At 63.4% G+C, this 12802-nt stretch carries 11 protein-coding genes; 8 read left to right on the top strand and 3 right to left on the bottom strand.

What is annotated here, in order from left to right:
• The first annotated feature begins 24 nt into the window (after positions 1–24).
• The 4 genes from M2333_RS09105 to M2333_RS09090 all read left to right on the top strand — a co-directional run bounded on the left by M2333_RS09105 (position 25) and on the right by M2333_RS09090 (position 5567).
• Entirely contained in the window at positions 25–1344 is a 1320-nt protein-coding gene (locus tag M2333_RS09105) for a spinster family MFS transporter (RefSeq protein ID WP_264611531.1), read from the top strand.
• A 329-nt stretch (positions 1345–1673) separates the two neighbouring features.
• On the top strand, positions 1674–4049 hold the full coding sequence (locus tag M2333_RS09100; RefSeq protein ID WP_264611530.1) for a TonB-dependent receptor: 2376 nt from the start codon (positions 1674–1676) through the stop codon (positions 4047–4049).
• A gap of 100 nt (positions 4050–4149) precedes the next feature.
• Positions 4150–4875: an energy transducer TonB gene (locus M2333_RS09095; RefSeq protein WP_264611529.1), complete on the top strand. Its 726-nt coding sequence runs from the start codon at positions 4150–4152 to the stop codon at positions 4873–4875.
• Positions 4876–4883: 8 nt separating this feature from the next.
• A complete protein-coding gene (locus M2333_RS09090; protein ID WP_264611528.1) occupies positions 4884–5567 on the top strand; it encodes a Fe2+-dependent dioxygenase in 684 nt (227 codons plus the stop codon).
• A 24-nt stretch (positions 5568–5591) separates the two neighbouring features.
• On the opposite strand, the gene M2333_RS09085 is transcribed toward M2333_RS09090, so the two are convergent.
• The 3 genes from M2333_RS09085 to M2333_RS09075 all read right to left on the bottom strand — a co-directional run bounded on the left by M2333_RS09085 (position 5592) and on the right by M2333_RS09075 (position 8928).
• Positions 5592–6752: a PQQ-dependent sugar dehydrogenase gene (locus tag M2333_RS09085; RefSeq protein WP_264611527.1), complete on the bottom strand. Its 1161-nt coding sequence runs from the start codon at positions 6750–6752 to the stop codon at positions 5592–5594.
• Positions 6753–6868: 116 nt separating this feature from the next.
• The gene (locus M2333_RS09080; protein ID WP_264611526.1) at positions 6869–7996 is read right to left on the bottom strand and encodes a PQQ-dependent sugar dehydrogenase; all 1128 of its coding nucleotides are present in this window, start codon (positions 7994–7996) and stop codon (positions 6869–6871) included.
• A 197-nt stretch (positions 7997–8193) separates the two neighbouring features.
• A complete protein-coding gene (locus M2333_RS09075) occupies positions 8194–8928 on the bottom strand; it encodes a PEPxxWA-CTERM sorting domain-containing protein (protein ID WP_264611525.1) in 735 nt (244 codons plus the stop codon).
• 566 nt (positions 8929–9494) lie between these two features.
• Between M2333_RS09075 and rimP the strand changes: the two genes are divergently transcribed.
• From rimP to M2333_RS09055, 4 genes are all read left to right on the top strand, one after another.
• The gene (gene rimP / locus M2333_RS09070) at positions 9495–10046 is read left to right on the top strand and encodes a ribosome maturation protein RimP (protein WP_264611524.1); all 552 of its coding nucleotides are present in this window, start codon (positions 9495–9497) and stop codon (positions 10044–10046) included.
• Positions 10047–10051: 5 nt separating this feature from the next.
• Positions 10052–11659 carry a transcription termination factor NusA gene (nusA, locus tag M2333_RS09065; protein WP_264611523.1) on the top strand — a complete coding sequence of 536 codons (1608 nt, stop codon included), beginning with the start codon at positions 10052–10054 and terminating at the stop codon, positions 11657–11659.
• Positions 11659–11889, top strand: a complete 231-nt coding sequence (locus tag M2333_RS09060) for a tautomerase family protein (protein ID WP_264611522.1) — start codon at positions 11659–11661, stop codon at positions 11887–11889. Before nusA ends, M2333_RS09060 begins: the two co-directional genes overlap by 1 nt.
• Positions 11890–12101: 212 nt before the next feature.
• The gene (locus M2333_RS09055) at positions 12102–12773 is read left to right on the top strand and encodes a DUF448 domain-containing protein (protein WP_264611521.1); all 672 of its coding nucleotides are present in this window, start codon (positions 12102–12104) and stop codon (positions 12771–12773) included.
• Positions 12774–12802: the final 29 nt, after the last annotated feature.

The raw sequence follows: 12802 nt of genomic DNA, 5'->3' as shown, positions 1-12802 counted from the left end.
TGACTATAAACTGGGAGAGATGCGATGGCCGAAACGACGGCGCCCCCGACTGGCTCTGGCCCTGAGGGGGGCGTGAAGGATTGGAACTTCAGCGCCGTCTACGGCCTCGGGTTCCTCACACTGGTTTCGGCCTTCAATTATCTCGATCGCTCCCTCCTGGGGCTGGCGTTGCCCTCCATCAAGTCGGAGATGCATGTCTCGGACACCGCTCTCGGGCTGGTGTCCGGGCTCGCCTTTCTGCTGTTCTATTCCATCCTCGGCGTGCCCATCGCCTGGGCGGCGGATCGCTACAACCGGCGCAATATCATTGCCGTCGGCTTCGCCTTCTGGAGCCTGATGACGATGGTGACCGGCTGGGTGGCGAACATCTGGCAACTGGCCATCGCGCGCTTCCTCATGGGGGCGGGCGAGGCGTGCGGCATTGCGCCGTCCAATTCGATCATATCCGACCTGTTCCGCGCGGAGCGCCGCCCGCTGGCCTTCTCGATCTTCGGCACGGCCGTCTCGATCTCATCGATCCTCTTCTTCCCTATCGTCGGCTGGGTGGGCCATGAACATGGCTGGCGCGCGATGTTCGTCGTGGCCGGTATGCCGGGCGTATTCCTGGCGTTGCTGTTCTTCCTCACCGTCAAGGAGCCCGAGCGGGGGGCGTCCGAAGCCAAGCGCATCGAGCGTGCAGCGCGGGAAAGCTTCAAGGCGAGCATGGGCTTTCTCGCCAAGCAGCGTGCCTATGTCTTTTTGGTCATCGGCGCCACGCTGATGGGGCTGAATGTCTTTGCCGCAAGCGTGTGGACGCCGACATTCCTGACGCGCGTCCATGGGCTGACATTGGTGGAAGTGGCTGCGACCATCGGTCCGATCCGGGGTGTGTTCGGGGTGGCCGGCGTGGTTCTGGGCGGTCTGCTGATCGACCGGTTGAGCCGCAAGGCCAGCCACTGGCGCATGACCTTGCCAGCGATCACCTGTCTGCTTGCCGCGCCTGCTGAGCTGATCTTCCTGCTCGCCGAGGATACGGCGGTTTGGCTCGCGGCTTATGCGGCCTCGGCTTTCCTCCTGCTGATCCATCAGGGCCCGGTGTTCGCGGCGGTCATGAGCGTGGCGAAGCTGAGGATGCGCGCTGTCGCAACCTCCATCCTGCTGTTCAGCGCGGCACTGATTGGGCAGGCGCTCGGCCCCCTGGTCGTGGGCTATCTGAATGACGTGCTGCACCCCACGCTGGGTGATGTGGCCGTGCGCTATTCGATGCTGGTCATCGTCGTGACGGCGCTGTTGGCGGGGGTGATGTTCCTGCTCGCTGGGCGGTCGCTGGAGGCAGACGCGAAGCGGGCCTTGGCGGACGCCTAAGAGGCGAGAAGGGCAGACGCTCGCTCCTCGCTAGATTAGACTGCAGATCACGGACGGGAGTTGGTGGCCGGGTCAGACCCAAGGCTGCCAACTCCCGCGTCGTTTCTGATCACAGACCAGTCGCCGCACGGCCCACTGCGGCACCAAGCGCGCGTAAGGACTGCCGATTCAGCACACGCAAGGAAAGTCGCGGTCACCCACGTTGCAGAACCGAAAAGTTGTAATTCGCAACGCTGACCGCAAATCATGTGTTGCAAATCACTCGCAATATCCTAATTGGTGCGACCGACTCGCAATAGCGATCGATCACACCAACTGGGGAACGCCGCATGAGTAAATCCGCCAATCTTACTTCCTTTCTCGCGCTTGGCTGCGTCAGCGCCGTCGCGTTTGCAGCGCCGGCTGTCGCGCAGGATGGCGAGCAGGGGCGCCGTCTGGGCGGGATGACCGTGACCGACACGGCCATCGATGAGTCCGAGGTCAAGGTCGAGCGGGCAGAGTCGCCCAAATATACGCGCCCGCTGCTGGATACGCCGCAGACGGTGACGGTGATCGGCGCCAAGACGCTGCAGCAGCAGAACCTGCTCACGCTGCGCGAAGTGCTGAGCACCGTGCCCGGCATCACCTTTGGCGCCGGCGAGGGCGGCTTCGGCTATGGCGACCGCATCAACCTGCGCGGCTATTCTGCCAACAACGACATCTCGGTCGATGGCGTACGCAGCGGCGCGATCATGAACCGCAACGAGACCTATAATATCGAGCAGGTCGAGGTCGCCAACGGCGCCAACTCGGTGTTCAGCGGCGCGGGCTCGGTTGGCGGGTCGATCAATCTGGTGACCAAGAAGCCGCTGGCGGACGACAAGATGTCGGTTCAGGCCGGCGTCGGCACGGACAATTATTATCGCGGCACCGTCGATCTCAACAAGCGCGTGAGCGACATGATCGCGGTGCGACTGAACGCGGTCTACCACAAGAACGACGTGCCCGGCCGGGACGTGGAGTTCTACGAGCGCTGGGGCGTGGCGCCGGCTGTCACCATCGGCATCGACGGGCCGACCAGCCTGACGCTGCAATATGAGCATCTCGACGACAAGGGCATGCCGCAATACGGTTTGCGCTATTATGCGGCTCAGGGCGGCTATCTGCCCGACTTCAACCAAAGCGCTTATTACGGCTTTGCCAATGTCGACACGCAGCAGTCAGTCACGGATTCGGTACAGGCGATTTTCTCGCACGAACTGAGCGACACGGTGAAGGTGCGCAATCTCACCCGCTATGAGAATGTCAGCCAGTACACCGTTACCAGCCAGCCCACGGGCACCTTCTGCCTGGCGAACGGTCTGCAGCCGGATGGCAGCGCCTGCACCGTCGCGATCGGCAGCAGCACGCTGGTCGTCCCGGCAGGCTATTATCTGCCGACTGGGGGCCGCGGCACAGCGCGCCACATCCGCAACGAAACCGCCTATAACCAGCTCGACCTGAGCGCTGAGTTCGCGACGGGCGGCATCGAGCACACGCTCGTTCTCGGCGGGTCGCTGCTGTGGGAGCGTTATACGCTGAACAATGGCAGCATCCTGCGCGCTGCCGACGGCAGCAATCCCTATGCCGCGCCGAATTATTATCCCCTCACCAACATCGCCAACCCAGGCAGCGTGGTCACGGGACCAGCGGCCCCGGCCGGAACGCTGGCGCGCGTCTATGGCAGCAACATCTACACTGGCCCCCAGAACTACATTCAGACCGGCTACAATGTCGGCGAGCAGACCAGCTATGCGGCCTATTTGTTCGATACCATGAAGCTTTCGGATATGTTCGAGATCAACGGCGGCGTGCGCTATGAGCGGTTCGAGGGATCGACCCAGACGCGCAACGTGACCACCGGCGTGGTGACCGGCCCGTTCGAGGCGAAGGACAATCTCTTCTCCTGGCGTGTCGGTGCGGTGTTCAAACCGATGCCAAACGTCAGCGCCTATGTGGCGGTCGGTAATTCGCGCACACCGTCCAAGGGTTCGGTTGATGGCAGCTGCGCTGTCAACACCTGCAACGTCGAACCGGAATCGGCGAAGAATTACGAAATTGGCGTGAAGGCCGATCTGTTCGACGCCAAGCTGCAACTCGCAGCGGCGGTGTTCCGCAATGAGCGCGACAAGTATCGCGTGGCCTCGGGCGATCCCACGATCCCCGATCAGGTGCTCGATGGCCGCTCGCGGGTGAACGGCGTGTCGCTGAGCGCCACGGGCAACATTACCGAAGCTTGGTCGATCTTCGCCAACTACATGTATCTGGATAGCAAGCTGATCCAGGGCGTGTCCGACTTCTGTCTGGCCAATCCGGTAAGCTGCGGCAACACGGTGGCCAATCCCGATCCGACGGCCGGCACGGCGCTCTCGGCAACGCCTAAGCATTCGGGCAGCCTGTTCACCACTTACAAGTTCCCGTTCGGTCTCGAAGTGGGCTATGGCCTGACCTATCAGGGTCGCCACTCGATGAACCCGACCGCGACGCCGGTCTATTATGTGCCAGCCTACACGCTGCATCGGATCATGCTGGCCTATCCGGTGACCGAGCGGTTGCTGGCGCAGGTGAACGTGCAGAACGTGACGGATGAGGACTATGTCACCACCGTGCGGACCAATGTGAACAACAGCTGGGCGCAGCCGGGGGTGGGGCGGTCCGCCGTGTTCAGCCTGACCTACAGCTACTGAGTGTGGGGGGCAGGGGCGAACCGACCCAAAGCGGTTCGCCCCTGATCCACATCAATGATCCGACGAACGTCTGGTAATATTGATTCGCATTATTGACGGAATGGGCCTGTTCGTCGATAGCGGCAGGCGAAAAGGGGTGTCCGCGGTGAACATTTCACACTCGGCAAGTCAGGGGCGCTATGGGCAGGGCAGGCGGTTCAATCCGCTGGTCGTGCTGCTCGTCATCCTGATCCATGCCGGGTTGTTCGCGCTTGTCACCCGCCTCGGGCCTAGTTTCAAGGTGGGTGAGGCGCCCAAGGTCTTTACGGTCAACCTAATCTCTTCGCCGCCGCCTCCGCCGCCCGTCGACGCGCCGCCACCGCCGCCCCGCGCGCCCGAGGTGGTGGTGCCGCGGCCACAGATCGACATTCCACGGATTGATCCGCCGATGGTGGCCGCAAGGCCGGATATTCCGGTCGTCCCGGTCATGGCGCCGGGGCCGCCGGCGCCACCCCGCCTGGCCGCCGCACCGGTCTCAGTGCCCTCGGTCACCGACGGCGGCGACCTGGGCACGCAAATGGTGGCCGGCAAGGCGCCGCGTTACCCCATTGAGAGCCGCCGCAAGCGGGAGCAGGGCGTGGTCCTGCTGGCCTTGACCGTGGGCCTCGATGGCTGCGTGGAAGATATCAGGATCGCGCGCAGCAGCGGTTTCACTCGGCTGGACAAGGCCGCGCTCGATGCCGTCAAGCGTTGGCGCTGGCGTCCGACCGTTCGGGATGGCCAGCCGGTTTTCGTGAAAGGCGTGGTGGAAATCCCGTTCGTCATTCAACCCCAAGACAACGCATAAGGCGCTTCATGCTGATCCCCATTCCAGAGGTGCTCGACGGGCCGACGCTCGCCAAGGTGCGTGATCTCATCGATTCCTCCGCGTGGGTGGATGGCAACGTCACCTCCGGCCATCAGTCGGCGCTGGCCAAGAACAACCTTCAGTTGCCAGAGGAGGCGCCGCAGGCCCAACAGGCCGGCGAGATCATCCGCGACGCGCTGGGCCGCAATCCTTTATTCATTGCCGCAGCGCTGCCGCTCAAGATCTTTCCGCCCCTGTTCAACAGCTATGCGGGTGGGCAGTCCTTTGGCGTCCATGTCGATAATGCCGTGCGGATCCAGGCCGGCACCGGCTTTCGCGTCCGCTCGGACCTGTCCATGACCATCTTCCTCGAGCGGCCCGAGGCCTATGATGGCGGTGAGCTGACAGTCGAGACGCAATTCGGCGTGCAGCAGGTCAAGCTGCCGGCCGGCCATGCCGTGCTTTACCCCTCATCCTCCCTGCATCGGGTGGAGCCGGTGACGCGCGGTCGCCGGGTGGCGAGCTTCTTCTGGCTGCAATCGATGATCCGCGACGACGGTGAGCGGCAGATCCTGTTCGATCTCGACAGCAGCATCCAGCAACTGGCCGCCACGCTGGGGCAGGGTCATGCCGAAGTGATCCGCATGACCGGGGTCTATCATAATCTGCTGCGCCGCTGGGCGGACGCTTAGGCCAGCGACCGCCCTCAGACTCGCTCAGCCTTTCGGCGTCAGCTTGAGCATCCGGCCCTTGGGGCTGTCCTCGAGCAACCAAAGCGCGCCGTCCGGCCCGACCCTCACATTGCGCAGCCGCATTCCCATGCGCCAATGGTCAGCCTTGGTCGCCGTTTCGCCATCGAGCGAAATCCGCACCAGCGCCTGACCGGACAGGCCGGTGATGAACAGCGAGTTCTTCCAGCCCGCGAACAGGTCGGCATTGTAGTAAGCCAACGAGGACGGCGCGAGCGAGGGGTTCCAGTAGAGCTTGGGCTTCTCGAACCCGTCATCGGCACTGTGGTCCGGGATGGGGCGCTTGTCATAATGGTCGCCATAGGAGCGGATCGGCCAACCATAATTGGCGCCGGCCTTGACGAGGTTCAGCTCGTCGCCGCCCAGCGGGCCCATTTCGACCTGCCATAAACGATCATTCGCATCGAAGGCGAGGCCGGTCAGATTGCGCTGGCCATAGGTCCAGATGGCGGGATGGAAGCCCTTGGCCGCCAGCGGATTGCCGGCGGCGGGTGTCCCGTCGAGATTGAGATGCAGCACCTTGCCGAGGGTGGACTTGGGGTCCTGCGCCGGGTCGAACTTGGCGCGCTCGCCATTGGTGAAGAACAGGCTGCGCTGGTCCGGCGCGATGGCGATGCGGCCGGAATAATGGGCACCGCTCGCCATATTGGGCGTGGCGCGGAAGATGACCTTGAGGTCCTTGAGCGCGCCGCCGGCTTCATCGAGCGTGGCGGTCGCCAGCGCGGTGCCGGTTTCCTTGCCTTCGCCAGGCTCGGAAAAGCTGAAATAGATCTGGCGACTGGCGGCGAAGTCCGGCGCGAGCACCACGTCCATCAATGCCGCCTGGCCCTCACTGACGACAGTCGGCGTGCCCAGCAGCACCGTCTTGACGCCCGTGCGCGGATCGAAAAGGACCATCGCGCCGCGCTTCTGGGTCACCAGCTGCTTCCCATCCGGCAGGAAGGCCATCGACCAGGGATAATCGAAGGTTCCGACCTCCGTGATCGTGAAGGGCAGTTGGGAGAGATCGACCTTGGCCGGGCCGGGGGCCGCCGGCGTCGCCGCAGGGGCGGTCTGGGCGAGCGTGGGCGACGCGACGCCCAGGGTCAAAACCGCGCTCAGGGCGATGCGGTGCGGACGGAATGACATAGGCGCTCTTCTCCAGTCGGTCTTTTGTTCCGCCGGCCCATAAGCGGTGGGCCGGCCGGGAGCAATGACCGAGGCCGCGCGCGCCTTGACCGAGCGCGAAGCGGCGCGCGGCTGGATCAGGCTGCGGGCGTCAGCTTGAGGAGGCGGCCATTTTCTCCGTCCTCCAGCAGCCAGATCGCGCCGTCCGGCCCGGCGCGTACGGCACGGATGCGTGCGCCCATGTCCCAGTGATCGGCCTTGGTCGCGGTTTCGCCATCGAGCGCGATGCGGTCGAGCGACTTGCCGGAGAGGCCGGTGATGAACAGCGAGTTCTTCCACTGCGGGAAGAGGTCGGCATTGTAGTAATCCAGTCCCCCGGGCGAGATGGCCGGCACCCAAAAGACCTTCGGCGCTTCATAGCCGTCGCCCGGCTCATGGTCCGGGATGGCCTTGCCGTCATAATGATTGCCCATGGAGGCGTTGGGCCAGCCATAATTGAGGCCGGCTTTGATCAGGTTGATCTCATCGCCGTGGCGCGGCCCCATTTCCATTTCCCACAGGCGCCCATCGGCATCGAAGGCAATGCCGAGCAGATTGCGGTGGCCGTAGGACCAGACGGCCGGGTGGAAGCCCTTGGCCGCGAGTGGATTGCCGGCTGCCGGGCTGCCATCAAGGTTGAGGCGCAGGACCTTGCCGAGCGTCGTGCCCGGCTCCTGCGCTGGCGCCATCAACTGGCGATCGCCAGCGGTGAAGAAGAGATGGGTCTTGTCCGGCGAGAAGGCGATTCGGCCGGAATAATGGCCGCCCTTCTCCGAGCGATCATCGCCCCGGAATATCACCCGCACATCGCTCAGCGCAGCCGCTGTCGGGTCCAGCTTCGCAGTCGCCAGCGCAACGCGGCTTTTCTTACCCTCGGCGGCTTCCGAGAAGCTGAAATAGATCGTCTTGCTGGTCGCATAATCCGGGGCGAGCCGCACATCCATGAGCGCCCCCTGATCGTCGCTCTTCACGCTGGGCGTGCCGCTCACCGTCTGCTTGCGGCCGCTTTGCGGATCGATCAGGATCAGCGCGCCTTCCTTCTGCGTGACCAGTATGTGCCCGTCCGGCAGGAACTCCATGGCCCATGGCGAGGCGAACTGCGCGACTTCCGTGGTCTGGAACGGTGCGCCGCTTGCGGCCTTGACCTCATCGGGCGCGGACGCGCTGCCGCAGGCGACAATGGCGAGGCTGACGGCACAGGTAAGACCAAGCTTACGGACATTCATGGGGCGGATCTCCGGCGAGGGGTTGATATCCGACCATAGCGACAAGAGTGGCCTGGCGGTAGACCGTTCCATAACAAGAGCTTGGGGCGCGCCGTGCGCCAAAACGCAGCTTGAGTGGCGGGCCTCACCCACGCCCGAGATGCTGACAAAAAGGGGAGCCGAAGCTCCCCTTTCTCATATCGACTTTTCCTGAACGATCAGGCGAAGCTGATGGTCGCGTTGGTCTTGCGACGACGCATGGCGTAGCCGGTCACGGCCAGGCCGCAGATCATCATGCCCCAGGTGGCGGGCTCAGGAACCGGAGCGGACGTCTGCGTGACGGCGTAGGTGATACCGTTGACCTTGAAGCTGTCGTTGCTGCCCGAGTTGGAGAAGGCCGCAGCCACATAGAACAGGTTGCCGGACAGATTGTTCGGGTTGATGTCACGGTTCTGGTCCTGACCGTTGCCGTTTGACAGGATCGTGGGGCCGAACAGCGAATTGAAGGTCGAATAGTTCGGGATCGTGAAGGTGCTGTTGAAGGCTACATTGGTGCTGCCGATGGCATAATTCATGTCGGTGTCGCCGAAGCTCACGAGGCCGATCTTGTCGACGGTGACGATCTTGTCGAACTGGAACACCAGAATGTCCGTGTAGCCGCTGTTGTCGACCGTGTGCGAGTCGTCATTGGGGCCGTTGAGGACGCCGAGGCCGGGCGTGTAGGCGCCAACCGCAGCCTTCGCCAGGGTCGTACCGTTGAGGCTGTAAGCGGTGACTTCCAGCTTGGTGCCGTCCGACCCGGTGTAGGTGCGCACGTTGCCGATCGAGCCGTCGCTATTGCTGCCGCTGGTCAGCAGGAAGGTGGCTGCCGAGGCAGAAGCCGGCAGCATTGCCGTCGCGGCAATGGTGGCAGCCGACAGCAGTACGGCTTTCCTGAAAGACTTGTGAAACATGATCTATAACTCCCACAGATATTAACTTTCAGGTTTTGCCCCCGGAAATGCGTGCGCCCATGACGGGAGGCCGGTAATCCGGCTCCATCTGGCGCTTTGCATCTGTCAAAGGTCACCCCACCTGAGGTCTTGGAGATATCTTTTCCGTATCAGTCCTGTCAAAGATGTTGATGATCGGTTAACCATCAATTGTGCCCCGAAATTGAACAGTGCCACCCCAGTGGAGCGGGCTGGTGGGGCCGGGCGGTCAACCTAAATCATTCGATTTGCTGGATTCTGTTGTTTACGGTCGCGAAGACCCTCTTTCTTCTAAAGACGTCGGGCGCGGATTTTTTCTGCTGAAGGCTAGAAAAGGCACGGTCTTCGATAGCGTAGACACTGATGAGGGAAAGCGTCTCATCTGAGTGCCGAGCAGATCCATGCAGCTTGCCTTCAACAGCGACTCCGCTTATATAGCCCTTGCTTTCCTGACATCGTTGCGAAGTTGGGGTCGGCGCCGAGAGGGCCGGCGGCGAAACCCTGTCGCGTGTCCATGTCCGGACGAGGCGCAGGCATAGGGAGTGCGAATGAGCGATATTGCGCGGATCGAGACGGTTGTGGCGTCGGAGGCAAAGGCTCTGGGGCTCGATCTCGTGCGCGTGCTGCTCTTCGGCCAGGGCGATGACCGGACGCTGCAGATCATGGCTGAGCGGCCCGATACGCGCCAACTCAACATCGATGATTGCGCCAGCCTTTCGCGCCGCATCTCGGACAAGTTCGATGCGCTGGAAGAAGCGGGCGACGTGCTCATCGAGGACGCCTATCGTCTGGAGGTCAGCTCGCCGGGTATCGACCGGCCGCTCACCCGCCTCAAGGACTACAGCGACTGGGCCGGGCATGAGGCACGCGTTCATTTCGTGACGCCCATGGAGGATGGCCGCAAGCAGGTGCGCGGCATTCTTGCGGGCGTCGAGGGCGAGCAGGTGCTGGTCGATGATCCCAAGGCCGGCCGCATCGTCGTGGACTTTGCCAATATCGACAGCGCCAAGCTGATGCTGACCGATGCGCTGATTTCTGCTACTGTCCCGCTCTCCACCGAGGGCGCGGACGAAATCGTCACCCAGGAACAGGAAGACTGACTCTCATGGCCAACGCCATTTCCGCCAACAAGGCCGAGCTGATTGCCATTGCCAATTCGGTGGCAAGCGAGAAGATGATCGACAAGGCCATCGTCATCGAGGCGATGGAAGACGCGATCCAACGGTCCGCGCGGGCGCGCTACGGCGCCGAGAACGACATTCGCGCCAAGCTCGATCCCGAGACTGGCGACCTGCGCCTGTGGCGCGTCGTCGAAGTGGTCGAGGTGGTCGAGGACTATTTCAAGCAGGTCGACCTCAAGGCCGCGCAGAAGCTACAAAAAGACGCCGTGATCGGCGACTTCATCGTCGATCCGCTGCCACCCGTCGACCTTGGCCGTATCGACGCACAGAGCGCCAAGCAGGTGATCTTCCAGAAGGTGCGCGATGCCGAGCGCGAGCGCCAGTTCGAGGAATTCAAGGATCGCGTGGGTGAGATTATCACCGGCGTCGTCAAGTCGGTCGAGTTTGGCCATGTGGTCGTGAACCTCGGCCGTGCCGAGGGTGTGATCCGCCGCGACCAGCAGATCCCGCGCGAAGTTGTGCGCGTCGGCGATCGCGTCCGTGCGCTGATCCTCAATGTGCGTCGCGAGAACCGTGGCCCGCAGATCTTCCTCAGCCGCGCGCACCCCGACTTCATGAAGAAGCTGTTCGCGCAGGAAGTGCCCGAAATCTACGACGGCATCATCACGATCATGGCTGCTGCCCGCGATCCGGGTTCGCGCGCCAAGATCGGCGTGATCAGTCGCGATAGCAGCATCGATCCGGTCGGCGCCTGCGTCGGCATGAAGGGCAGTCGCGTGCAGGCCGTCGTGCAGGAAATGCAGGGCGAGAAGATCGACATCATTCCCTGGAGCGAGGACACTGCGACCTTCGTCGTCAACGCCCTCCAGCCCGCTCAGGTCGCCCGCGTGGTGATCGACGAGGAAGAAGAGCGCATCGAGGTCGTGGTGCCTGACGACCAGCTCAGTCTCGCCATCGGTCGTCGCGGCCAGAACGTCCGTCTTGCCAGCCAGCTCACCGGCAAGGCCATCGACATCATGACCGAGGCGGACGCGAGCGAGAAGCGTCAGCGCGAGTTCGTGCAGCGCTCCGAGATGTTCCAGAACGAGCTGGATGTGGACGAGACCCTTTCGCAGCTGCTGGTGGCCGAAGGCTTCACCGAGCTGGAGGAAGTAGCTTATGTCGGCATCGACGAGCTGGCCTCCATCGAGGGCTTCGACGACGAACTGGCGCAGGAGCTGCAGAGCCGCGCGCAGGAAGCGCTGGACCGCCGCGAGGCCGCTGCGCGCGAAGAGCGCCGTGGTCTTGGCGTCGACGATGCGCTGGCCGAGATGCCCCACCTCACCGAGGCCATGCTGGTGACACTGGGCAAGGCGGGCATCAAGACGCTGGACGATCTCGCCGATCTCGCCACGGACGAGCTGGTGGCCAAGAAGCGCAACGACCCGCGTCGTCGCCGCGAAGTCTCCGAGGACAAGGGCGGCATTCTCGCCGAATATGGCCTGAGCGAAGAGCAGGGCAACGAGATCATCATGGCGGCCCGCGCGCACTGGTTCGAGGACGAGCCGGCTGCAGACGCCGCCGCTGAGGATGAAGTGGAAGGCAACGCCTGATGCCCTATGTGAAGATCGAGGTGATCGAAGGCGTGACGCGCGAACAGAAGGCGGCACTGGTCGCTGATGTTACGCGTTCGCTGGTCGATCGTCTCGGCAAGCGGCCCGAGCAGGTGTTCGTCGTCATCGATGAGGTGTCGGCGGACAACTGGGGTGCTGCGGGGATCGTCGTTTCCGAGCGGGAAGCCGCGCAAAGGGAGGTCGCCGATGCTGCGAATTCCTCCCAATGAGAGGCTGAGGCTTCCAATCATCGCTGCGCGCCCGGCTGCTCCTGCGGAAGCGGGGGGCTGGACTGTGCTAAACGAGAAAATGCTCATCGATCCCGTTCGTGTCGAGCGAAGTCGAGACACGCGAGCGCAGTCCTATCGTGGCTCGACTTCGCTCGACACGAACGGAAGTTTGGAGGCGATGGTCTTAGACGGGCAACTCACAGGAGGTGCCCATGTCTGAGCGTCGTTGCATTCTCTCCAGCGAGCATGGCGATCCCGCCGCGCTGGTCCGTTTGGCTATTTCGCCCGATGGCGACGTATTGCCGGATGTCCGCGCGCGGGCGCCGGGGCGCGGCGCCTGGCTGGGTGTCGATCGCGCGACGCTGGAGGAGGCCATGGTCAAGGGCCGGCTGCGCGGCGCATTGGCGCGGGCGTTTAAGGGTGAGCCGCTTACCGTGCCGGACGATCTGGCCGAGCGGATCGCGGTTGCGTTGCGCGATGATTTCATGGCGCGGCTGGGGCTGGAGGCCAAGGCTTCCAATCTCGCCACCGGTTTCGACAAGATCGATGTCGCGGCCCGGCACGGACAGGTCCGCATGCTGCTCCACGCGGCGGATGCCGGCGATGACGGGGTGCGCAAGCTGGATCAGGCGTGGCGGGTTGGCGAGGAGCGGGAAGGCGAGGAATTTGCCGGCACACGCTTGCCGGTGGACCGCGACGCCCTATCTATGGCATTGGGCAGAAACAATGTCGTCCATATCGCGGTGACAAACGCTGCTGCGGCAGGCCGCCTGTCCGGTCTGCTCGGTCGCTGGCAAAACTATCTGGGATGCGCTAACGCGGCGCCGAGCTCCGGTTCGGCAGTCGTCAGGCATATGGACGATGATCCCGCGCCTCTGGCGTGAGGACGAACGACTCGGGTCACCTCTGCGGG

Source organism: Sphingobium sp. B11D3B (assembly GCF_025961735.1).
In the GTDB taxonomy this organism is placed as follows: Bacteria; Pseudomonadota; Alphaproteobacteria; order Sphingomonadales; family Sphingomonadaceae; genus Sphingobium.
Note: the sequence above shows the minus strand (reverse complement) of the source record. Positions and strands in the feature narration are given on the sequence as shown.

Coding starts and splice junctions, on each gene's coding strand:
- M2333_RS09105 (WP_264611531.1), top strand. CDS start 25: ATGGCCGAAACGACGGCGCCCCCGACTGGCTCTGGCCCTGAGGGGGGC.
- M2333_RS09100 (WP_264611530.1), top strand. CDS start 1,674: ATGAGTAAATCCGCCAATCTTACTTCCTTTCTCGCGCTTGGCTGCGTC.
- M2333_RS09095 (WP_264611529.1), top strand. CDS start 4,150: ATGGGCCTGTTCGTCGATAGCGGCAGGCGAAAAGGGGTGTCCGCGGTG.
- M2333_RS09090 (WP_264611528.1), top strand. CDS start 4,884: ATGCTGATCCCCATTCCAGAGGTGCTCGACGGGCCGACGCTCGCCAAG.
- M2333_RS09085 (WP_264611527.1), bottom strand. CDS start 6,752: ATGTCATTCCGTCCGCACCGCATCGCCCTGAGCGCGGTTTTGACCCTG.
- M2333_RS09080 (WP_264611526.1), bottom strand. CDS start 7,996: ATGAATGTCCGTAAGCTTGGTCTTACCTGTGCCGTCAGCCTCGCCATT.
- M2333_RS09075 (WP_264611525.1), bottom strand. CDS start 8,928: ATGTTTCACAAGTCTTTCAGGAAAGCCGTACTGCTGTCGGCTGCCACC.
- rimP (WP_264611524.1), top strand. CDS start 9,495: ATGAGCGATATTGCGCGGATCGAGACGGTTGTGGCGTCGGAGGCAAAG.
- nusA (WP_264611523.1), top strand. CDS start 10,052: ATGGCCAACGCCATTTCCGCCAACAAGGCCGAGCTGATTGCCATTGCC.
- M2333_RS09060 (WP_264611522.1), top strand. CDS start 11,659: ATGCCCTATGTGAAGATCGAGGTGATCGAAGGCGTGACGCGCGAACAG.
- M2333_RS09055 (WP_264611521.1), top strand. CDS start 12,102: ATGTCTGAGCGTCGTTGCATTCTCTCCAGCGAGCATGGCGATCCCGCC.